Source organism: Anabaena azotica SJ-1, from assembly GCF_047275885.1.
Classification (GTDB): domain Bacteria; phylum Cyanobacteriota; class Cyanobacteriia; order Cyanobacteriales; family Nostocaceae; genus Trichormus_B; species Trichormus_B azotica_A.
In genome coordinates this window covers 2,218,090-2,238,707 of record NZ_CP178454.1, presented here as the reverse complement: position 1 = coordinate 2,238,707, position 20,618 = coordinate 2,218,090, and the positions used below count along the sequence as shown (strand labels likewise).

Genomic DNA, 20,618 nt, shown 5'->3' with positions numbered 1-20,618 from the left:
TCTAATGGTAGCAAGCAAAGACCTTTGTGGAAGATGGAAGATTTGTGATTTTGTACCGATTGTGATATTATTTTTTTATATTGCCATCTTTATGGCGGGATGTGGCGCAGCTTGGTAGCGCACTTCGTTCGGGACGAAGGGGCCGCTGGTTCGAATCCAGTCATCCCGATTTTTTCTTGTACATTAACAATTTATTTGTCCGCGTTGGCAAACTACCTAGTCATCACGGTGTATTGGCTTTGAAAGCTATTACAATGATAGCTTTTATTTATTTTTATTGCTTCTGTCAGGGAAAATCCCGAACGAAGTGCGCCTTTCAACCCACCTAAAATTTTTTATATCCTTTCATGAAGTTCTTTCAACCTGTCCTACTCCGGGAGGAGTGTTGAATTTCACTCTGAATTTGCTCTCGCATATCTCCCAATTTCGGTAAAACAATACTTCCAGCTTTATATGTTTGTGCGATCGCTATAATTTCTTTTGCCAGTAATCTATCTATAGACTCCCCTAACTCTGAATCTCCAAACTTATTAATTGGAAAAATTCGTGTAGGGGCGTATTGCAATACGCCCCTACAAATATCAGAATAATGTATTAGAATATGTTTTACAAATGGAGATATTAGACAAGGGGTTAAAGATTCTCAATCTAGAAAATTATGACATACGATCCTCAAAAACATCATCGCCGTTCTATACGTCTGAAAGGATATGATTATTCCCAAGAAGGTGCATATTTTGTCACAATTTGTACTCACAATAGAGAACGTCTATTTGGTAATATCATTAATTCTCAAATGGAGTTAAATGAATATGGTCATGCAGTTGTTGAAGGATGGTTAAAAACTCCTGAATTGCGTCCAAATGTTGAATTGGATGAATTCATTGTTATGCCTAATCATTTACACGGAATTATTATTATCTGTAGGGGCGTATTGCAATACGCCCCTACAACAGAATCCATGCCCATATCAAATTCCCTATTGCGATCGCCTTCTCAAACAATAGGAGCAATTGTCCGAGGCTTTAAAGGTGCTGTAACTAAACAAATTAACCAAATGCGCGATTTACCAGAAACACCAATATGGCAGCGTAATTACTATGAATCTATTATTAGCACTGAAAATGATCTCCATCGCACTAGAGAATACATTATCAATAATCCGGCTCAATGGGATTTAGACGAAGAGAATCCTGCCAATAACAAATCCGTAGGGGCGTATTGCAATACGCCCCTACATAGAAATTGAATCTTATGTGTAATTTTCTTGGAGAAAAAATGCAAGGGCGATCGCTAGATCAACTTTTTGAGGATATGTTTTGCGATCGCACTCCTGTAGAATTAGCTGCAATTCTCGCCAAATACGCCACAGAAGGCAATGTCTTGGAAGCTCCAAAACTCATAGCAGCCAAAGCTGAGGATATGCTGCGCCATTATGTAGAAACAGTTCTATCCAATGGCTTTAAAGCCAATCTATATTTCCTATACTTTCACAAACTGAGGCGCTTCTATTTCCACATTTTTCCCCAAATGCTTATCTATAACTGCGGGAACTTGTCTAGGTTGGATGCGACTGTAGCGAGTTTTATCTGGCATAACTAAATTAGGTCCAGCTTTACAGTTTTTCATACAACCAGTACCTTTAATATTTACTTTATCTTCCAAACCGCGATCGCTCAACTCTTTCTCCAACATCTCACATACAGCTTTACCACCGCGTTTCATACAATCTGACTTTTGACAAAATAAAATAGTCTGCTTTTTCGCTGCTTCAGGTTTAGGTTTCATTCCCATATCAGCACTCGCAGCCATTACCCGTTCAGCTTTTAATGTCAGTTCATCTTTTTTAGGATCATACTTTTTCGTACCTACCACTTGTAACCAAGTACCACGCGGTAAACGCAAATCAAAAGCTACCTGTAAATGCTTGGCTAACTTTACATAGCATTGTCCCTCATTGGTGGCTAACAATAAACCCTTCAACTTATAACCATCTTTAATCACAAAATCCAAAAATCTGCCTTCTAAGCAAAATTCTGTCATTTCTATAGTAGAAGTAATTCTCATTTTTTTAACCTGTTTTTAATCAAAATAAACTGTCAGCTAATTAAAAATTGTGGTAACGCAAACACCAGCAGTGTTCCAAACTCCGAATCTTATCTTGACGAGAGGCGGTTATTTGCCGCATCACGCTCCAAAGTTGAAGTGCTGATATTGGAGTGGCTATTTCCACCCGTAAAGGTTGGTTAAGCTCACAACCACAGGGAATATCCAACTCCCGCAGACGTTGATACACCTGCCATTTATCTGCCCAATTTATATCTATAACCTTCTGTTCTTCCATCTTCAGAGTTCTAAGTACAGAACAAAGCAATCATTTAACCCTTATCTGTCTTCAGAATACATTATAGATGAAAAATATTGTCATTAATTTTGAAAAATAATCTCATTTCTGTATATTGTCCTGACTACGCATACTTAGGTCTGTAAGTCAATACTATTGTTGGTGATCAGAAATTACATAACAGATTTAGAGTTAAAACTGTGACTTGCAACTATTAAAAATCCAAATTTGACTCAGATTTGTTAGTATTGCGTTCTTTTTTTTCAATGTTAATATGTAAGAACTGAACAGTTAAAAATTCTAACTGTCATAAAAAGGGGAGAACCATGTCTGATACTCAAGCTGTTTTACACAATTTTGGTCAAGTTTACGACAATCCAGTATTACTAGATTCCAGTGTCACCGCTCCAGTAGTAGAAGGATTTAACGTTGTTTTAGCAAGTTTTCAAGCTCTCTATTTACAGTATCAAAAACATCATTTTGTGGTAGAAGGTGCAGAATTTTCTTCTTTGCATGACTTCTTCAATGATAGCTATCAAGAAGTTCAAGATCATATTCATGAAATTGGTGAACGCTTAAATGGTCTCGGTGGTGTACCCGCAGCAAGTTTTAGTAAATTAGCGGAATTATGCTGCTTTGAAACCGAAGCCGATGGTGTATATTCTTCTCGAAAGATGGTAGAAAATGACCTGGCAGCAGAACAAGCAATGATTGGTGTAATTCGCCGTCAAGCTAGTCAGGCTGAGAGTTTAGGAGATAGAGGTACACGCTATCTCTATGAAAAAATTCTGTTAAAAACTGAAGAGAGAGCTTATCATTTAGCACATTTCTTAGCTAAAGATAGTCTAACTCTAGGATTTGTGCAACCAGCACAGAACTAATCATTCAATAGTTAGGATTAGTTTAACGCTAGTTAAAGAATAGTTTAAAAGTCTGGATTTTCAGAAAAATAATTTTTGGCAGAGATAAATTTTTCATGTCTCTGCTTTTTTTATGGACATTGCCAAAATGATTATCGGTAAAATTTAAAAAATAGCAAATATATTAATTGAGATTAATTGTCATATTTATTTTGGGAGATTGATGGTTTTTGAATCAGCTTATTGTTGATGTTATGAGAATTATTTTTATAATTCTCAATTAAAAAATTCTCGGCAAATTCAAATATGTATCTTTGTTTGTATATTTGCATTTATTCTGTAGAGATGGGTTTATTAATACAGGAAATAAACAAGATATAGTAGATTTTATAGATTTATTAAATATATATATAAATGCAAATAATTGTAAATAAACACCAATATTATCTGTATAGGATAGATAATGAGCAGATTTTTAATTTCTGACGCACGCTACTGGCTGATACACGGAAAACTTAATAATAGATAAGATGATCAGGGGTAAAGACCCTTAAAATAGTCAAGATTTGTATTTTCTCGATCTAAAGTAAAAACTATGCCTCGTCGTCAAGATATCCGAAAAATATTGCTGTTAGGTTCTGGTCCGATTGTGATTGGCCAAGCTTGTGAATTTGACTATTCTGGTACTCAAGCTTGTAAAGCTTTGCGGGAAGAGGGTTATGAGGTGGTTTTGGTGAATTCCAACCCTGCTACCATTATGACTGATCCAGAAACCGCCGATCGCACTTATATTGAACCGCTAACACCGGAGTTGGTAGCAAAGGTCATTGAAAAAGAACGTCCAGATGCTTTGTTACCAACGATGGGAGGACAAACCGCCCTCAACTTGGCGGTGGCTTTGGCGAAAAATGGAGTGTTGGATAAGTATAATGTGGAGTTGATTGGGGCAAAATTGCCAGCAATTGAAAAAGCCGAAGATCGCAAATTGTTTAATGAAGCGATGGACAAGATTGGGGTCGCAGTCTGTCCCAGTGGTACAGCATCAACTTTAGACGAATCTAAGGCGATCGCTCAACGTATCGGTACTTATCCTCTCATTATTCGTCCCGCCTTTACAATGGGAGGAACTGGTGGCGGTATCGCCTATAATCAAGAAGAATTTGAAGTGATGGCACAGGTCGGTATTGATGCTAGTCCTGTTTCTCAGATTCTCATTGACCAATCTTTGCTAGGTTGGAAAGAATACGAATTAGAAGTAATGCGAGATTTAGCAGATAACGTGGTGATTATCTGTTCCATCGAAAATTTCGACCCGATGGGCATTCATACCGGCGATTCTATCACAGTTGCACCTGCTCAAACTCTCACAGATAAAGAATATCAACGTCTGCGAGATATGGCAATTAAGATTATCCGCGAAATCGGCGTAGAAACCGGTGGTTCTAATATTCAGTTTGCGGTCAATCCTGTGAACGGGGACGTGGTAGTTATTGAAATGAACCCCCGTGTATCTCGTAGTTCGGCTTTAGCTTCCAAAGCCACTGGTTTTCCTATCGCGAAAATGGCCGCGAAGTTAGCTGTCGGTTATACCTTGGATGAAATTAAAAATGACATCACCAAGCAAACCCCAGCATCCTTTGAACCTACTATAGATTATGTGGTGACAAAGATTCCCCGATTTGCCTTTGAAAAATTCCCCGGTTCTGACTCGGTTTTAACTACACAGATGAAGTCTGTTGGGGAAGCAATGGCTATCGGACGCACCTTTAATGAATCTTTCCAAAAAGCCCTGCGTTCCTTAGAAATCGGTCGTGCGGGTTGGGGTTGCGATAAATCAGAAAAATTACCTAGTGGGGAACAAATTCGCGCCCAATTACGCACACCAAACCCAGAACGGGTGTTTGCGTTGCGTCATGCGATGCAGTTGGGAATAACCAATGAAGAGATTTATGAACTAACGGCAATTGATCCTTGGTTTTTGGATAAATTACAACAAATCTTGGAAATTGAGAAGTTCCTCAAACGCACACCTTTACAGCAGCTGACGAAAGAGAAAATGTATGAGGTGAAGCGGAATGGATTTAGCGATCGCCAAATTGCTTACGCGACCAAAACCAAGGAAGATGAAGTGAGAGCATATCGGCAACAATTAGGTATTAATCCAGTTTACAAAACTGTCGATACCTGCGCGGCTGAATTTGAAGCTTTCACACCTTATTACTATTCTACCTACGAAGAAGAAACGGAAGTATTACCCACCGACAAACCCAAGGTAATGATTTTGGGAGGTGGTCCAAACCGGATCGGACAAGGAATAGAATTTGATTACTGTTGCTGTCACGCGGCTTATTCTCTCAAAACAGCGGGTTATGAAACCATCATGGTCAACTCTAACCCAGAAACAGTTTCTACAGATTACGATACCAGCGATCGCTTGTATTTTGAACCTTTAACCAAAGAAGACGTTCTCAACATCATTGAAGCCGAAAACCCTGTCGGTATCATCGTTCAATTCGGTGGACAAACACCATTAAAATTAGCAGTTCCTTTACAACAGTACCTACAGCAATTATCCCAGTCCCCAGTACCCAGTCCCCAGTCCCCAACCCAAATATGGGGTACATCTCCCGATTCTATCGACATGGCAGAAAATCGGGAACGGTTTGAAAAGATTCTGCAAGAGTTAAATATTGCCCAACCGCCTAATGGTATCGCTAGAACTTATGAAGATGCATTAATAGTTGCTAAACGAATTGGTTATCCTGTCGTAGTGCGTCCTAGTTATGTGTTAGGAGGAAGGGCGATGGAAATCGTCTATTCTGACACAGAATTAGAAAGATACATGACTTTTGCAGTACAGGTAGAACCAGAACACCCGATTTTAATTGATAAGTTCTTAGAAAACGCCATTGAAGTCGATGTAGATGCGATCGCCGATCATACAGGTAAAGTCGTCATCGGTGGCATAATGGAACACATCGAACAAGCCGGAATTCACTCAGGAGACTCCGCTTGTTCTCTCCCCTCAATTTCCCTATCTCCAGCCGTATTAAGCCAAATTCGCACCTGGACAGTGCAACTAGCACAAGCCTTATCAGTGGTTGGTTTAATGAACATTCAATTTGCAGTCGTTGGTGCAAACGGTTACTCTCCCCAAGTTTACATCTTAGAAGCCAACCCCAGAGCATCCCGCACCGTACCCTTCGTTTCCAAAGCCACAGGTGTACCCTTAGCAAAACTAGCATCCTTAATCATGTCGGGTAAAACTTTAGAAGAATTGAACTTTACCCAAGAAGTCATTCCTTCTCATATAGCCGTCAAAGAAGCCGTATTACCCTTTAATAAATTCCCCGGTACAGATACTCTCCTGGGTCCAGAAATGCGTTCTACAGGAGAAGTCATGGGTATTGACGCTGACTTTGGCCGCGCCTTTGCTAAAGCAGAATTAGGTGCAGGAGAAAAACTTCCACTCAAAGGAACTGTATTTGTGTCCATGAGTGACAGAGATAAAGGTGCAGCTATTGAGGTAGTGAAAGAATTTATCAACTTAGGCTTTACTATCATCGCTACCCAAGGGACACGCCAAGTTCTACAAGAAAACGGGGTCAAAGTAGAATTAATCTTGAAACTACACGAAGGCCGTCCCCACGTCCTCGATGCGATCAAAAATGAGAAAATCCAACTAATTATTAACACGCCATCAGGAGAAGAAGCACAAACCGATGCGCGGTTAATTCGACGTACTGGACTAGCCTACAAAATTCCTATCATTACTACCATAGCCGGAGCAAGAGCAACAGTAGCCGCTATCCGTTCTTTGCAAACTACAACTTTGGATGTGAAGGTGATTCAAGAATATTGTCCAATGGGTTAAGAGGAGTCAGGAGTCAGGAGTCAGGAGGCAGAAGGCAGGAGTCAGGAGTCAGGAGTCAGGAGGCAGGAGGCAGGAGTCAGGAGTCAGGAGTCAGGAGAAAGAAGAAATTTCTCCCCTGCTCCCCTGCTCCCCTGCTTTCTTCACTGTCACCTGTCACCTGTCACCTGTTGCCCGAAATATTAAGCAATCATTATAAGAGAATCATTATAGTTATCATTGAGATATTTTAACAAATATGAGGAAGTTATTTCCTCTCCCCAGAACCATTTCAGTGGCTTCAGATATATGATCTGATAGCATCAGCCAATGTAACCAAGACAAGCGAAAACTCTCAACTCCTCATTATACAAGGGTTATCAAAATTGGACTGCTTATTGCTGAGTCCAAATTGCTACCAGTAAAATTACGAAATTCAGTAGCCGGAAATTACCAAGAAGTTTCGGGTTTCTCGGTAGTCAAAATATTCTCATAAATGTTACAATTATTAATATTCAAATAAAACAAAAAATGTTTAACTTGCTACCTTATATCTAACTGTAGATACTTGTAATCACTAGGAAGTGACTGTAACTTCTAGCAGTTAAGGAGCCAAAACTGAACAAATAAATACGAGCAGCCAATATAAGCAGCCAAGCTTATCGGGCGTTTAATTTGCAAACCTTAGTATGGTTTCCCAGGTCATCTGGGTAGCACCCTCCCAAGGCATTTATCAGCTAATGACACTACCAGCAAACCCATCATCACCAAAAAGTAGCGCCATGAAGACCGCTCAGACAGCCACCGACCTTGTGCGGACTTACCTGCGTGAGATTGGCCGTGTTCCACTTCTCACCCACGAAGAAGAGATTCATTATGGTAAACAGGTACAAAGATGTACCGCCTTGTATGAAGTGAGGGAAAATCTTGCTACCCAGTTAGGTTATCAGCCAACTTTAGAAGAGTGGGCAGCATCAGCACAACTAGACCCAGTAGAATTAAATACAGCGATCGCAGAAGGTGAAATTGCTAAACGGAGAATGGTAGAAGCTAATTTGCGTCTAGTCGTTTCCGTTGCTAAAAAGTACATTAAGCGTAATGTCGATTTACTCGACTTAATCCAAGAAGGTAGTATTGGGATGCAACGGGGAGTAGAAAAATTTGACCCCACCAAGGGTTATAGATTTTCTACCTATGCCTACTGGTGGATACGTCAAGCCATCACTCGTGCGATCGCCGAAAAAGCCCGCACCATCAGGCTACCTATTCATATTACAGAAAAACTCAATAAAATTAAAAAAGCCCAACGTCAACTATCTCAAAAATTAGGACGTGCGCCCACAGCTATAGAACTAGCTGACGAATTAGAACTAACACCCAGACAAGTGCGGGAGTGTCTAGAAAAAGCCCGACTGCCTTTATCCCTAGATTTAAGATTAGGAGACAATTACGACACAGAACTGGGCGAAATGCTGGAAGATACAGGTGCAACCCCAGAAGACTTTGTCATCCAATCTTCTTTATCTTCCGACATAGAACGTCTGATGACAGAACTCACTCCTCAACAAAAGGAAGTTATTAAACTGCGCTTCGGCTTAATAGATGGACAAGCCTTAACACTCTCCAAAATCGGAGAAATCCTCAATATCAGCCGCGAAAGAGTCCGACAAATTGAGCGCGAAGCCTTAACAAAACTTCGCAAATCTAAAGCCAACATTAACGAATATCTTGCTAGTTAGGTAACGGGTAACGGGTAATTGGTGATTGGAAAAAGACAGGAGAAAATAATTTAGTTTTTGTCCTGTCCCCTACACCCCACACCCTCTTGCTGTCACCTATTCGTAAAAATACTCCGCTTTTGGTACGGTTTAACCGACTCCCACGACTGAAATAACCTGTTACATTGATGGACATGAACACACAATTTTCATCTAAATTCAATACAAAATAGGTTATTAATTATTTCAGTCCCGAACACCGCAATTAACAGTGTTAGTAAAGGAGATCAAAAGTGAGTAACCAACCCAATCGAGTCTCTGAATTTTTTGATAGCGAATCTGAAACTAGCCACTTATGGCATTACGTTAAATCCTTAAGTCCAGAAACAGTTACCCAGCTATCCAAACCCACCTCTCCCGAAGTCTTTCAGGTGATGGAACGCAACATCACAGGACTGTTAGGAAACTTACCTTCTGAACACTTTGGTGTGACTATCACCACCAATAGGGAAAATTTGGGACGGTTACTGGCATCTGCTATGATTAGTGGTTATTTTTTGCGTAATGCTGAACAGCGCATGAGCTTTGACATGGCCTTACAAGGAACAGAAGCAAATAGCATTGATATTGCTGAATAGAAAAACGGATTAACGCCAGTTAAACAAATTCTCTGCGAAATATCAACTTCACAAGAGAACTTTAATAATTGGTGTTTTTTATTGAATAAATGTTAATATTCTATATTGCAAATTTGGTATAACTACAAACTCGACAGTAAAAAAATTAATCTGTCGAGTTTTTTATTGACAATTGGGTATAATTCTATGAATGAAATATCTACTGTTCCTCATAAAATCATTGGTGTTGCTGTAATTTGGAACAACCAAAAACAAATTTTAATTGACCGTCGTCTTCCCAAAGGCACAATGGCTGGTTTATGGGAGTTTCCTGGTGGTAAAATTGAATCAGGAGAAACCATAGAAGAGTGTATAGAAAGGGAAATTTTAGAAGAGTTAGGAATTAAAATTGAAGTTGGCAAACATCTGATTACTATTGATCATACTTATACCCATTTACGAGTAACTTTGACTGTACATCATTGTCGTCATTTAGAAGGTATTCCTCAAGCTATAGAATGTGCAGAAATTCGTTGGGTCAGTGTTGATGAGTTAGATGATTTTACTTTTCCAGAAGCGAATGTAGAAATTATTGCAGCTTTGAGGAAAAATCAAAATAATAACTAAGGATTGAATGCGATATTATGAGCAATCAATTATATGAGCAAGATTTTAACTTGTGGCGAGAAAAAATTATTGAACAAATTAAGGAACATCAGTTTCATGAAATAGATTGGGAGCATTTACTGTTGGAATTAGAGGATATGGGAAAATCAGAAAAACGTTCATTTCTTAGTAATTTAACGATACTGATTGCCCATTTGCTCAAGCTGACAGTTCAATTTGATGCACCTGAAATGATGAAAGGAAGCTGGTATAGTTCTGTAACCGAACACCGATTTAGAGTGAAAAAAGATTTAGAAGAAAATCCTTCGTTTAAAAATTATTTGCATGAAGTTATTGCCAAAGCTTATATTGATGCACGGAAACTGGTAATTAAAGAAAGTAACAATGCTAAATTAGGAGTGAGAAAACCAAATGAAACAGAATATCCTCTTGATTGCGTTTTTAGTGTAGAACAATTATTAGATGAAGATTTTTATGGCATGAATGACTAATTTTAATAATTTACAGACAGCTAAGAATAAAAAATAACTTTCCCCGGAGTGCGATCGCATCATTCATTATGATTGCATTCTAAAATTAAACTTGAATATTTAAAAATTTCCTTATTTTATGGTATAAGTTCGTTATTTAAAGTTTATTTTCAGCACAAGCAAGCGTTTGTGTTTAATATAAAAAGTAACAATCTATTAACAGTATTTATTTGTTACCGATAATTTTCTACAATAATTAATAAAGACTTTTATAAAAGGTGTAAGTAAAAAAAATGCCTAAAACCGTTGCAGACGTGATGAGTCGAGATCCTATTCTCGTCCGTCCTCAAACTCCCTTAAAAGAAGCTATCCAAATTTTGGCAGAAAAGCGAATTAGTGGTTTACCTGTAATTGATGATGCGGGTAAAGTGGTGGGGATTATATCAGAAACTGACTTGATGTGGCAAGAAACTGGTGTAACTCCTCCAGCTTACATTATGTTTTTGGATAGTGTGATTTATTTACAAAATCCTGGCGCTTATGAACGGGATTTACACAAGGCTTTAGGACAAACTGTGGGGGAAGTGATGAGTAAAAACCCCATTACTATTACTCCTGATAAACCTCTGAAAGAAGCTGCAAAAATCATCCAAGAACATAAGGTTCACCGTCTTCCAGTGTTAGATGGTACAGGTAAAGTAATTGGGATTCTGACTCGTGGTGATATTATCCGCGCTATGGCCGCAGAATAGAAAATTAGGTGACAGGTGACAGAAAAGCAAGGAGAGATGGGGAGAAAAATCACCTATTACCTCTTTAACCTCGTTCCTGGTCTCCGACTGGGAAGGCAATTTCAGAGGTTCTACCTCTGATTTAATAGAAGTCATAGCCTTCTAAAATTCATTCCCATACAGACCCATACAGAGTATGGGAACGAGAAAACTAGATAATAACTGTAGGGTTTTAGCACCGCTAAACCCTTACTAACAACTGATAATAAAATAGGATAATTAAATGAGTGTATCTGCTGAATCTGTGAGAGAATTACTGAGTTCGGAAAATTTGGGCGATCGCCTACGTGCAGTCAATCAAATTCGCGAACTAGAACCAAACACCGCATTTGAATTAGTACAAATCGCTATTGGTGATAAAAATTCCCGTGTGCGTTATTCTGCGGTAAGTCAACTCGATACCCTGGGAGAACAGGATTTAGATTTATCCTTGCAGATATTACGCGAACTACTCAATGATCCTGAAGCTGATGTGCAAGCAGCAGCAGCAGATTGTTTAGGTGCGTTGAAATTACACGCAGCTTTTGAAGATTTAGAGCAACTTTACCATACAACCCCGGAATGGTTAGTGCAATTCAGTATTATTGCTACACTGGGAGCATTAGGAGATCCACGAGGGTTGGATTTACTTAAACAAGCACTTAACTCAGACAATGGTTTAATCCAAACTGCTGCTATCAGTTCTCTTGGTGAGTTGGGAGATGTCCAAGCAGTTCCTCTGTTAGTTCCATACAGCACTAACCCAGATTGGCAAGTGCGTTATAGAGTGGTACAAGCTTTGGGTAATTTAGGTGGTACGGAAGCTAAATCTATTCTGGAAACTCTGGTTAATGATGAAGTTGAAGTTATTAGTAAAGAAGCAAAACAAGCTTTAAAATAAAATGCTTATATCCCCAGATTTTTCAGAGAAGTCGGGGATGCAAAAAAAATTGACCTGGTTGCTAAAGTTGCATTCCCACCAGGTCGATAACTAAGATTTTACTGTTAAAAGCGATCGTTCAAATTAAGCTGTTACAGCTTTGCGACGACGAGCTACGGTCATACCAGCAGCAACTAAACCTAAACCTAACATTGTGGTGGGTTCGGGAACTTTAGCAGTGAAAGCAGCACCAGAGAAGGTCAAACCACCACCTGACTCACTAGTTAATATTCCACCACCGTTAAGAAGATTAGTTACACTGGTAACCGTCGTATCATTTTTTTGGAAAGTTATGTTTCCTGCTCCCTTAGATATCTCCCCAGTAGCACTAGTAAAGAAACCCCACAGTTCAACGTCTATACTAACGTTAGCACCGCTTTGTGATATCTTATAATCAGAAGATTGCAGAGTAAAGGTATTCAGGTTATCTGTTAAAGAAGCAGTGTTAGCACCAGGGAATATCTGACCAGGTGTGGGGAAACCAAAAAATTCAAGGTTACCGAGGTCTAAAAATGGATTATCAGCAGTATTTCCACTGAAGGAGATGATATTACCTATGTTAGCTGAATTAAAACCCGAAAAGTTGCCGCTCTGAGAGGAAATGCCAATTGGGGTAATTGGCTGAGGAGTAAAGGTGAGAGCATCTTTTGTCAACTTGACTGTACTGCTCGCAAATGGATTATATGTTGTACCACCGACGAAACTAAAATCACCTGTCAGCGCAGCAGCTTGAGCAGAACCAGCAGAAGTCATCAAACCGGCAGCAACAACGGGTAATACAGCAGCAATACCTAATAGTTGAGATTTGAAATTAAACATTGTATTCCTTAGCTCCTATCAAAAAAAATGGCAAAAAATAATTACGTGATTTTCCCAGCAACAATACTGTAAGTTGCGTAGCAGTTCGTGAAATATGTGATATCACCCTGTATGAAGTCTTTTGTGTTTTTGTTTAAATACTGAACTCGGATTACTGTGTGAACACGGTTAGGATACTGTAGCTGTTTGCTTTAGTTCCCTGTGTCTCTCCTATATTAGAATAATTACATAGTCGGTAAGTGCTTGGCAATATGTACCTAAGCATCTTGATTTAATCTTCATCAAGCATTTAGTTCTTTTTCTTGCATCCGTAAATCTGACAAAGCCTAGTTTTACGACAATATCCTGAAATGAAGCTAGTTGAATTAACTACAGTCCAATATCCCTACCGTGGCTCAAAAATCAACAAAAATCCTATATTTTCAGCTTTTCATCGACTGAGGTTATTAATTTATCCACACCGTAAAAGAATTCCTGGTTATATGAATTTATGATGAAGAGATTGCTGTTGTATAGCAAACTTAACAGCACAAATTCTACCCACCATAGACTTGAGGCCACGTTGTCCATATAAAAATTATGACCGCACTCACAGCGAGAATACCCTGAAGTAAGTTCCCTACGACTGTACCAACTGTAATTCCTATCCCAGCTTTGACCGCTTTACCTAAGTCACGTCGGTAAATATACTCACCTATAATTGCCCCTAAAAGTGGACCCAGTAACATTCCTAATAGTGGTCCTCCGAAGGGTAATGTTGGCAATAATCCGAAAAATCCCAGAAATAAACCGACAAATGCGCCAATTTGTCCCCATTTACTCGCACCAGCTTGTTTTGCACCTAAGTAACCAGCTAGGAAATCTACTCCCATACTTAAGAGTAGAACAATAATGGTGACTATCAAGGGAATTTTAATGGCTGCAAAGGAACTACTGACGATTCCCCAGAGAATAATAGCTACTAATATCAAGCTACTACCAGGAATAGCTGGAACTACTGCACCAATTACACCCACGAGCATTACAGCTATTAACAACCAGTAAATTATTTGCATAACTATTGTCTGAATCAGGATGTCCAGGATTAAAGGATGAACAGGATGAAAACAGGGATTTTATCACCAATTACCAATTCAATACTGTTCGGTTAAGGATTTTCGTAGGTTGGGTTGAACATAGTGAAACCCAACAAACCCTTGTAAATGTTGGATTTTGTTCCATTGCTTCGCAACGCTGACGCAAACAAACCAAGCTACATAATTTCATTGTTTAGCTTAACCAACAAGTATTGATTACCAATTACCCATGACCAATCACCAGTTGCCAGAATGTTTATAATATTTTTATCTTCAGCAATGCTCAATAGCCATGATCCAAACCTTATCCAAAGTTATTACCTTCGAGGAATTTGTCGCTTGGCTACCTGAAAATTCCGGGGTGCGTTATGAATTACATAATGGAAATATTATTGAAATGGCACAACCCACAGGAGATCACGAAGAAGTTAAAGGGTTTTTAACAGTAGAAGTTTCCTTTGAAATTAAACGATTGGGATTACCATACAGTATTCCTAATCAAGCGATAGTCAGACCTGAAAGTAAAGATTCTGGTTATTTCCCAGATTTGTTAGTGTTAAACCGTGCAAATTTGGCTAACGAAAAATTATGGAAAAAAGAATCTATTCTCAGTCATAGTGCATCTATACCTTTGGTTATTGAAATTGTATCAACTAACTGGCGTGATGATTACCATCTAAAATATGCTGATTATGAGGAAATGGGAATTCCTGAATATTGGATTGTAGACTATGCAGCTTTGGGTGGACGTAATTTTATTGGTAATCCCAAACAACCGACAATCTCTGTTTGTAACTTGGTTGATGGAGAATATCAAATCAGCAAGTTTCGAGATGGCGATCGCATTATTTCTCAAACTTTTCCTGAACTTAACCTTACTACAAATCAGATTTTTCAAGCTGGTGTAGTCTAGTTTTCAACTCCAGCATCATCACCAATTATCCATTACCAAGCGTTACAGCCAATTTATCAGCAATTCCCGCAATCCAGTTTTCGTCTTGTTGGGTGTAACTACGGGGAGCATTTGCACCTAAAATTAAAACACCTTCTTTACCAATGGGTTGACAAATTACCCCTTGTGTGTTTTCTGGTAAATAATCAAATTCGATTCTGCCGGGATACACATACAAAGCTACTAAATAAACTGGTTTTTGTGTTTCCAGGACTCTTTTTAATATTGTTCCTGGTATGACTTCAGATTTAGTTGCCAGAATACCGCGACGTAACAGAACTTTCCCTTGGTAGTAAACTATGAGCGATCGCGTGACTGTATTAGTCAATAATAAATGCGATGCCCAAGCTAATTCTGTTTTCACGGCTTCTGGTAAATCTGGAGCCAGAATAAATCCCTCTTCCCCAATTAGTTGTACAGTATCGGGTGTTTTTGGTTGTACCTGCTGCCAAATTAAACCAGTTAAAATTAACACCGCACTCAAAATCACTCCCAACACATCCCCCCGTGCTTGGGAATTGGTCAGTTCCGGTGTCAACAAGCGATTAACCAGCAAAAGCAAAGCACCCAAACCCCCGACTACCAAGGGCAAACGCCGTAAAACTCGATTAGGATCAGATTTAGTCATTGGTAATTGGTGATTGGTAATGGGTGATTGGTAATTGGTAATTGGTTATTTATCCCCCATCTCCCCTGCTCCCTATCTCCCCTGCTCCCCTCCTTCACTCCTCTCCCGATTCCAGAATCCTTTGGAAAAGATAACCGGTACCTCTAGCAGTGAGTATCAATTCTGGGTTACTAGGATCATCTTCTAATTTTGCCCTTAACCGCGAGATATGCACATCTACCACGCGAGTATCCACATGGCGTTCTGGTGTGTATCCCCAAACTTCTTGTAAAATTTCTGACCGAGAAAAAGCTTCTCCAGAACGGCTCACTAATAATTCTAGTAAGCTAAACTCCATCCCGGTTAAGCGGATACGTTCATCACCTTTGTAAACTTGGCGCTTATTTGTATCAATTCTGATATTCCCGACGTGAATTACTCCAGAACTAGGAATACCAGTCGCACCAGTCTTATCTACTCGTCGTAAAACTGAGCGAATCCGCGCTTCTAATTCTTTAGGAGAGAATGGTTTAACCACATAGTCATCAGCGCCCAATTCCAAGCCGGTAATGCGATCGGCTACATCCCCCAAAGCTGTTAGCATGATAATGGGAACATCAGATTCCTTACGTAGTTCCTGACAGACACCATAACCATCTAGCTTGGGCATCATCACATCCAAAACTACCAGATCTGGTTCAGCTTTACGAAAAGTTTCTAAAGCTTCTTCTCCGTCACCAGCAGTTACCACATCGTAGCCAATCATGGAAAGGCGCGTTTCCAAAATCCGGCGAATGCTGGCTTCGTCGTCTACTACCAGGATTTTTTCTTTATGATTTTCCAAGTTTCCCTAAGCTCCCTAACTAAAATTTTACTTTATGAATTTTAATACCATAATATTAAGATATCATTCCATAAGTGAATTGGAAAAAAGCTGTAAATACTACTCTTATTCGACTTTTGTTTTTCCTAAAACTTAAGGAAGAATTAAGATTTTTAAATAAAAATTAAGCATGGCAAAGCCAAAAACCATTTTTATTTGTAGCAAATGTGGTGCTGAATTCTCCCAATGGTTTGGAAAGTGTTCAAACTGCGACACTTACGACTCTTTAGTAGAACAGAATGCCACACCTTTTGGAGTAGATATACCTAGTCGAGGGGGAGTAGGTAACTGGCACGCTGCTCAAACAGGTGGTAAGTCTACTGCTAAACCAGCTAAACCTAGAGCTTCCCTAACTTTCGATCAAATTAGCGATCGCCAAATTGCTCGTTGGGAATCTGGTTATGGAGAATTAGATCGGGTACTCGGTGGGGGAGTTGTCCCCGGTTCAATGGTGCTAATCGGTGGTGATCCAGGTATAGGAAAATCTACTTTATTATTACAAGTATCTAACCAATTAGCGCAAAAATACCGTATTCTTTACGTCACCGGTGAAGAATCAGGACAACAGGTAAAATTACGTGCATCTCGTTTGGGAATGTCCAAACCGATAAATATAGTTACAGAGGAAACTGAAAGTAAAGAAACCGATACAGCAGAAACTGCTGATGTACACAATACAACGGCAGAACCTGTAGATCCTCTCAGTATTGGTGCAGACCTGTATGTTTTACCAGAAACGGATTTAGAAGAAATTCTTCGGGAAATAGACTCGCTCAAACCAAATTTGGCAGTAATTGATAGTATCCAAACAGTATTCTTCCCCGCATTGACTTCTGCACCTGGTTCAGTAGCACAAGTCCGGGAATGTACCGCAGCGTTGATGAAAGTGGCTAAACATGAAGACATTACCATGTTAATTGTCGGTCACGTTACCAAAGAAGGGACGATCGCAGGGCCGAGGGTATTAGAACATTTAGTAGATACAGTTTTGTATTTTGAAGGCGATCGCTTTGCATCCCATAGACTATTAAGAACTGTAAAAAACCGTTTCGGAGCTACCCATGAAATTGGTATCTTTGAAATGGTATCCCAAGGATTACGGGAAGTAGACAACCCTTCGGAATTGTTTCTAGGAAACCGTGACGACCCCGCACCAGGAACAGCCATTGTTGTAGCTTGTGAAGGAACAAGACCAATAGTTGTAGAATTGCAAGCTTTAGTTAGTCCCACTAGTTATCCTTCACCTCGTCGGGCGGGAACAGGTATAGATTATAACCGCTTAGTGCAAATACTCGCCGTATTAGAAAAGCGAGTGGGGATACCCATGTCCAAATTAGATTCCTACGTTGCATCTGCTGGGGGTTTGAACGTAGAAGAACCAGCAGTAGATTTAGGAATAGCGATCGCCATCGTTGCTAGTTTTCGTGACAGAATAGTTGATCCTGGCACAGTATTAATTGGGGAAGTCGGGTTAGGGGGACAAGTGCGATCAGTATCCCAAATGGAACTACGGTTAAAAGAAGCAGCAAAACTGGGATTTAAACGTGCGATCGTTCCCAAAGGACAAAAATTCCCTGATCTTAATATTGAGATTGTGCAAGTTTCCAAAGTCATAGATGCCATTATTGCCGCCATTCCCCATCAAGAACTGACAGCAGAAGATTTAGAACCGGATGAGGAAGAAGAAGAAAACTAAGCAAGCACCAACTCTAAAATCCTTTCCCAATTTGGCATCACCAATTTAAAATTATGAGCTAATTTTTGATGATCTAAAAGAGAATATGCTGGTCTGCTTGCGGCTGTAGGATACTCCTGGGAAGTAATAGCAATTAACCTTTGTAGCTTGCGTTGACTCTGTTGAAAATCAGGCTCAAAAATGTCTTTGGCAAAAATTGCCTTAGCAAAACCATACCAGCTAGTTTTTCCACTTGCTGATAAGTGATATAATCCACCTTGATGAGCAAAAAAATCAGATGGATTTGGCAGAGCTTGAGAAATAATTTGGGACGTAGTTTCTGCAATCATCCGACTCCAAGTCGGTGCGCCAATTTGATCATCAACTACCCTGATTTCTTCCCGTTCCTTCGCCAGTCGTTGCATTGTCAGTAAAAAGTTTTTCCCATACAAACCATAAACCCAACTAGTGCGAAAAATTAAATGATCCACACCTACAGATGCGATCGCCTCCTCACCAGCTAACTTTGTTTTTCCATAGACATTTTGGGGATTTGGTTGATCATTTTCTGTATAGGGAGTATTTTTAGTCCCATCAAAAACATAATCTGTAGAATAGTGAATCATAGCTGCACCCAGACGCTTTGCTTCCTCAGCCATCACACCAGGTGCAACACCATTAATAGCGATCGCTAAATCCGGTTGTGACTCTGCCTGATCTACCGCTGTATAAGCAGCAGGATTGACAATCAAATCGGGTTTTATTTCTCTAATTGTTTGACAAATCGTATCTGGCTGTGCTAAATCCATTTGGTTGCGCCCTACAGCAATCACCTCACCCACAGTCATCAAAGTGCGTTGCAGTTCCCAACCGACTTGTCCAGTTGTACCTGTTAAGAGGATTTTCATTGATAAACCTCAGCTTCTGAAAACAACTTACCAACCTTATCCTTAGCAGAGACAATAGGTTCATCTTGAACAGGCCAAGAAATAGCTAGATCAGGATCATTCCATAAAATAGTGCGATCGTGCTGAGGAGCATAATATTCAGTAGTTTTATACAAAAACTCAGCATATTCAGACAACACCAAAAAACCGTGAGCAAAACCCGGTGGTATCCACAATTGATGTTTATTTTCAGCCGACAAACACACACCAACCCATTGACCAAAAGTTGTAGAACTTTTTCGCAAATCAACAGCCACATCAAATACCGAACCCACCACAACTCTCACCAATTTTCCTTGCGGCTGCTCAATTTGGTAATGTAAACCACGCAAAACATTTTTAATAGAACGGGAGTGATTATCTTGGGCAAAATGAAACGATCTTCCTACCTTTTCTAAAAAAACTCTTTCGTTATAACTTTCATAAAAAAAGCCACGTTCATCTCCATAAATTTGCGGCTCAATTAGCAGCACATCAGGTATTTCTGTAAATACGACCTTCATAACTTTATCCTTGTTAAATCAAAAATTTATTGTATTAATTTCCCTGCTTTAAACTGCTGTTTTTTCTAGAGTAGCAATCAGATCATCTTCTAGAACTCGTCGCAAATAAAGTCCATAACTGCTTTTTCCCATAGATTCAGCCAAACAAGACAACTGACTAGAATCAATATATCCTTGAAGATATGCAATTTCTTCAATACAAGCTATTTTCAGTCCCTGTCTTTGTTCCAAAGTTTGGATAAAGTTTGCAGCTTGATGCAAAGATTCATGTGTACCAGTATCTAACCAAGCATATCCCCGTCCTAAAATTTCTACTTGTAATTGACCTTGAGCTAAATAAGCTAAATTAACATCAGTAATTTCCAACTCGTTACGCGCAGAAGGCTTCAAACTAGCAGCAATTTCCGTCACTTGCTCATCATAAAAATAGATACCAGGAACAGCGTATTTTGATTTAGGAATTTTAGGTTTTTCCTCGATACTGATAGCTTTTCCATCAGCATTAAATTCAATCACACCATATTGTTGCGGTTCTGTCACCTTATAACCAAAAACTAATCCTCCATGCTGAAGTTGAGAAGCACGAGTCAGAACTTCAGTTAAACCATGTCCATAAAATATGTTGTCTCCCAAAATTAAGCATACTGGTTCATTTTTAATAAAATCTTTTCCCAATATAAAAGCTTGCGCTAAACCTTCAGGCTTAGGCTGTTCAACATAACTAAACTTAAGACCCCATTGGCTACCATCCTTAAGAAGTCGCTGAAAAAGAGGTAGATCAGTGGGAGTAGAAATAATCAGAATTTCCCTAATTCCAGTCAACATTAAGACCGATAAAGGATAGTAAATCATGGGTTTATCATAAACAGACATTAACTGTTTACTGACAACTTGAGTTAAGGGATAAAGTCTTGTACCAGAACCACCAGCTAGAATAATACCCTTCATTTCACTATCCTT

General features: G+C 39.3%; 21 protein-coding genes and 1 tRNA gene. 12 read left to right on the top strand and 10 right to left on the bottom strand.

Going from position 1 to position 20,618, the window contains the following annotated elements; genetic code table 11:
• Nucleotides 1–95 precede the first annotated feature (95 nt).
• Nucleotides 96–169: transfer RNA gene (locus ACLLO5_RS09840), tRNA-Pro, on the top strand.
• A 189-nt stretch (nucleotides 170–358) separates the two neighbouring features.
• Here the strand turns inward: ACLLO5_RS09840 and ACLLO5_RS09835 are convergent.
• Nucleotides 359–565, bottom strand: coding sequence for a hypothetical protein (locus ACLLO5_RS09835; protein WP_413176220.1), 207 nt, complete (start codon nucleotides 563–565; stop codon nucleotides 359–361).
• Nucleotides 566–658: 93 nt separating this feature from the next.
• On the opposite strand from ACLLO5_RS09835, the gene ACLLO5_RS09830 reads away from it, so the two are divergent.
• Nucleotides 659–1,249 carry a transposase gene (locus ACLLO5_RS09830; protein ID WP_413175267.1) on the top strand — a complete coding sequence of 197 codons (591 nt, stop codon included), beginning with the start codon at nucleotides 659–661 and terminating at the stop codon, nucleotides 1,247–1,249.
• 233 nt (nucleotides 1,250–1,482) lie between these two features.
• On the opposite strand, the gene ACLLO5_RS09825 is transcribed toward ACLLO5_RS09830, so the two are convergent.
• Complete coding sequence (locus ACLLO5_RS09825) at nucleotides 1,483–2,067, bottom strand: (2Fe-2S) ferredoxin domain-containing protein (RefSeq protein WP_413175266.1); 585 nt, start codon at nucleotides 2,065–2,067, stop codon at nucleotides 1,483–1,485.
• A gap of 40 nt (nucleotides 2,068–2,107) precedes the next feature.
• Complete coding sequence (locus tag ACLLO5_RS09820; protein WP_413175265.1) at nucleotides 2,108–2,344, bottom strand: Asr1405/Asl0597 family protein; 237 nt, start codon at nucleotides 2,342–2,344, stop codon at nucleotides 2,108–2,110.
• Nucleotides 2,345–2,670: 326 nt separating this feature from the next.
• Between ACLLO5_RS09820 and ACLLO5_RS09815 the strand changes: the two genes are divergently transcribed.
• The 8 genes from ACLLO5_RS09815 to nblB all read left to right on the top strand — a co-directional run bounded on the left by ACLLO5_RS09815 (nucleotide 2,671) and on the right by nblB (nucleotide 12,157).
• Entirely contained in the window at nucleotides 2,671–3,225 is a 555-nt protein-coding gene (locus tag ACLLO5_RS09815) for a Dps family protein (RefSeq protein ID WP_413175264.1), read from the top strand.
• A 574-nt stretch (nucleotides 3,226–3,799) separates the two neighbouring features.
• The gene (gene carB, locus ACLLO5_RS09810; RefSeq protein ID WP_413175263.1) at nucleotides 3,800–7,078 is read left to right on the top strand and encodes a carbamoyl-phosphate synthase large subunit; all 3,279 of its coding nucleotides are present in this window, start codon (nucleotides 3,800–3,802) and stop codon (nucleotides 7,076–7,078) included.
• 758 nt (nucleotides 7,079–7,836) lie between these two features.
• Nucleotides 7,837–8,793 (top strand): RNA polymerase sigma factor, RpoD/SigA family, encoded by a 957-nt coding sequence (locus ACLLO5_RS09805; protein ID WP_413176051.1) that lies wholly within the window; start codon nucleotides 7,837–7,839, stop codon nucleotides 8,791–8,793.
• A 272-nt stretch (nucleotides 8,794–9,065) separates the two neighbouring features.
• Nucleotides 9,066–9,410 carry a DUF760 domain-containing protein gene (locus ACLLO5_RS09800; RefSeq protein ID WP_413175262.1) on the top strand — a complete coding sequence of 115 codons (345 nt, stop codon included), beginning with the start codon at nucleotides 9,066–9,068 and terminating at the stop codon, nucleotides 9,408–9,410.
• A 186-nt stretch (nucleotides 9,411–9,596) separates the two neighbouring features.
• Nucleotides 9,597–10,016, top strand: a complete 420-nt coding sequence (gene mutT, locus ACLLO5_RS09795) for an 8-oxo-dGTP diphosphatase MutT (RefSeq protein WP_413175261.1) — start codon at nucleotides 9,597–9,599, stop codon at nucleotides 10,014–10,016.
• A 17-nt stretch (nucleotides 10,017–10,033) separates the two neighbouring features.
• Nucleotides 10,034–10,507, top strand: a complete 474-nt coding sequence (locus ACLLO5_RS09790; protein WP_413175260.1) for a DUF29 domain-containing protein — start codon at nucleotides 10,034–10,036, stop codon at nucleotides 10,505–10,507.
• 272 nt (nucleotides 10,508–10,779) lie between these two features.
• Nucleotides 10,780–11,238, top strand: a complete 459-nt coding sequence (locus tag ACLLO5_RS09785) for a CBS domain-containing protein (protein ID WP_413175259.1) — start codon at nucleotides 10,780–10,782, stop codon at nucleotides 11,236–11,238.
• A 262-nt stretch (nucleotides 11,239–11,500) separates the two neighbouring features.
• A complete protein-coding gene (gene nblB, locus ACLLO5_RS09780; protein ID WP_413175258.1) occupies nucleotides 11,501–12,157 on the top strand; it encodes a phycobilisome degradation protein NblB in 657 nt (218 codons plus the stop codon).
• Nucleotides 12,158–12,280: 123 nt separating this feature from the next.
• On the opposite strand, the gene ACLLO5_RS09775 is transcribed toward nblB, so the two are convergent.
• Nucleotides 12,281–13,015, bottom strand: coding sequence for a PEP-CTERM sorting domain-containing protein (locus tag ACLLO5_RS09775; RefSeq protein WP_413175257.1), 735 nt, complete (start codon nucleotides 13,013–13,015; stop codon nucleotides 12,281–12,283).
• A 536-nt stretch (nucleotides 13,016–13,551) separates the two neighbouring features.
• Nucleotides 13,552–14,070: a DUF456 domain-containing protein gene (locus ACLLO5_RS09770; protein WP_413175256.1), complete on the bottom strand. Its 519-nt coding sequence runs from the start codon at nucleotides 14,068–14,070 to the stop codon at nucleotides 13,552–13,554.
• Nucleotides 14,071–14,383: 313 nt separating this feature from the next.
• On the opposite strand from ACLLO5_RS09770, the gene ACLLO5_RS09765 reads away from it, so the two are divergent.
• Nucleotides 14,384–15,004, top strand: coding sequence for a Uma2 family endonuclease (locus ACLLO5_RS09765; protein ID WP_413175255.1), 621 nt, complete (start codon nucleotides 14,384–14,386; stop codon nucleotides 15,002–15,004).
• Between the two features lie 25 nt (nucleotides 15,005–15,029).
• Here ACLLO5_RS09765 and ACLLO5_RS09760 read toward each other — a convergent pair whose 3' ends face one another.
• Nucleotides 15,030–15,671, bottom strand: coding sequence for a cofactor assembly of complex C subunit B (locus ACLLO5_RS09760; protein ID WP_413175254.1), 642 nt, complete (start codon nucleotides 15,669–15,671; stop codon nucleotides 15,030–15,032).
• Nucleotides 15,672–15,765: 94 nt separating this feature from the next.
• Complete coding sequence (gene rpaB, locus ACLLO5_RS09755) at nucleotides 15,766–16,494, bottom strand: response regulator transcription factor RpaB (RefSeq protein ID WP_413175253.1); 729 nt, start codon at nucleotides 16,492–16,494, stop codon at nucleotides 15,766–15,768.
• A gap of 169 nt (nucleotides 16,495–16,663) precedes the next feature.
• On the opposite strand from rpaB, the gene radA reads away from it, so the two are divergent.
• A complete protein-coding gene (radA, locus tag ACLLO5_RS09750; protein WP_413175252.1) occupies nucleotides 16,664–18,229 on the top strand; it encodes a DNA repair protein RadA in 1,566 nt (521 codons plus the stop codon).
• Here radA and rfbD read toward each other — a convergent pair.
• The 3 genes from rfbD to rfbA are packed head-to-tail and all read right to left on the bottom strand — an operon-like array spanning nucleotide 18,226 to nucleotide 20,606.
• Nucleotides 18,226–19,116: a dTDP-4-dehydrorhamnose reductase gene (gene rfbD / locus ACLLO5_RS09745; RefSeq protein WP_413175251.1), complete on the bottom strand. Its 891-nt coding sequence runs from the start codon at nucleotides 19,114–19,116 to the stop codon at nucleotides 18,226–18,228. The two genes, radA and rfbD, sit on opposite strands and share 4 nt — an antisense overlap.
• The gene (rfbC, locus tag ACLLO5_RS09740) at nucleotides 19,113–19,658 is read right to left on the bottom strand and encodes a dTDP-4-dehydrorhamnose 3,5-epimerase (protein WP_413175250.1); all 546 of its coding nucleotides are present in this window, start codon (nucleotides 19,656–19,658) and stop codon (nucleotides 19,113–19,115) included. Before rfbC ends, rfbD begins: the two co-directional genes overlap by 4 nt.
• Before the next feature lie 48 nt (nucleotides 19,659–19,706).
• Nucleotides 19,707–20,606, bottom strand: coding sequence for a glucose-1-phosphate thymidylyltransferase RfbA (gene rfbA / locus ACLLO5_RS09735; protein ID WP_413175249.1), 900 nt, complete (start codon nucleotides 20,604–20,606; stop codon nucleotides 19,707–19,709).
• Between the last annotated feature and the right edge of the window lie 12 nt (nucleotides 20,607–20,618).

Excerpts from the sequence above, each read along its gene's own strand:
- carB (WP_413175263.1), top strand. The coding sequence starts at position 3,800 with ATGCCTCGTCGTCAAGATATCCGAAAAATATTGCTGTTAGGTTCTGGT.
- ACLLO5_RS09760 (WP_413175254.1), bottom strand. The coding sequence starts at position 15,671 with ATGACTAAATCTGATCCTAATCGAGTTTTACGGCGTTTGCCCTTGGTA.
- rfbC (WP_413175250.1), bottom strand. The coding sequence starts at position 19,658 with ATGAAGGTCGTATTTACAGAAATACCTGATGTGCTGCTAATTGAGCCG.
- rfbD (WP_413175251.1), bottom strand. The coding sequence starts at position 19,116 with ATGAAAATCCTCTTAACAGGTACAACTGGACAAGTCGGTTGGGAACTG.
- ACLLO5_RS09820 (WP_413175265.1), bottom strand. The coding sequence starts at position 2,344 with ATGGAAGAACAGAAGGTTATAGATATAAATTGGGCAGATAAATGGCAG.
- rfbA (WP_413175249.1), bottom strand. The coding sequence starts at position 20,606 with ATGAAGGGTATTATTCTAGCTGGTGGTTCTGGTACAAGACTTTATCCC.
- ACLLO5_RS09770 (WP_413175256.1), bottom strand. The coding sequence starts at position 14,070 with ATGCAAATAATTTACTGGTTGTTAATAGCTGTAATGCTCGTGGGTGTA.
- ACLLO5_RS09805 (WP_413176051.1), top strand. The coding sequence starts at position 7,837 with ATGAAGACCGCTCAGACAGCCACCGACCTTGTGCGGACTTACCTGCGT.
- ACLLO5_RS09815 (WP_413175264.1), top strand. The coding sequence starts at position 2,671 with ATGTCTGATACTCAAGCTGTTTTACACAATTTTGGTCAAGTTTACGAC.
- ACLLO5_RS09765 (WP_413175255.1), top strand. The coding sequence starts at position 14,384 with ATGATCCAAACCTTATCCAAAGTTATTACCTTCGAGGAATTTGTCGCT.
- ACLLO5_RS09785 (WP_413175259.1), top strand. The coding sequence starts at position 10,780 with ATGCCTAAAACCGTTGCAGACGTGATGAGTCGAGATCCTATTCTCGTC.
- nblB (WP_413175258.1), top strand. The coding sequence starts at position 11,501 with ATGAGTGTATCTGCTGAATCTGTGAGAGAATTACTGAGTTCGGAAAAT.
- ACLLO5_RS09775 (WP_413175257.1), bottom strand. The coding sequence starts at position 13,015 with ATGTTTAATTTCAAATCTCAACTATTAGGTATTGCTGCTGTATTACCC.
- ACLLO5_RS09830 (WP_413175267.1), top strand. The coding sequence starts at position 659 with ATGACATACGATCCTCAAAAACATCATCGCCGTTCTATACGTCTGAAA.
- ACLLO5_RS09825 (WP_413175266.1), bottom strand. The coding sequence starts at position 2,067 with ATGAGAATTACTTCTACTATAGAAATGACAGAATTTTGCTTAGAAGGC.
- radA (WP_413175252.1), top strand. The coding sequence starts at position 16,664 with ATGGCAAAGCCAAAAACCATTTTTATTTGTAGCAAATGTGGTGCTGAA.
- ACLLO5_RS09790 (WP_413175260.1), top strand. The coding sequence starts at position 10,034 with ATGAGCAATCAATTATATGAGCAAGATTTTAACTTGTGGCGAGAAAAA.
- mutT (WP_413175261.1), top strand. The coding sequence starts at position 9,597 with ATGAATGAAATATCTACTGTTCCTCATAAAATCATTGGTGTTGCTGTA.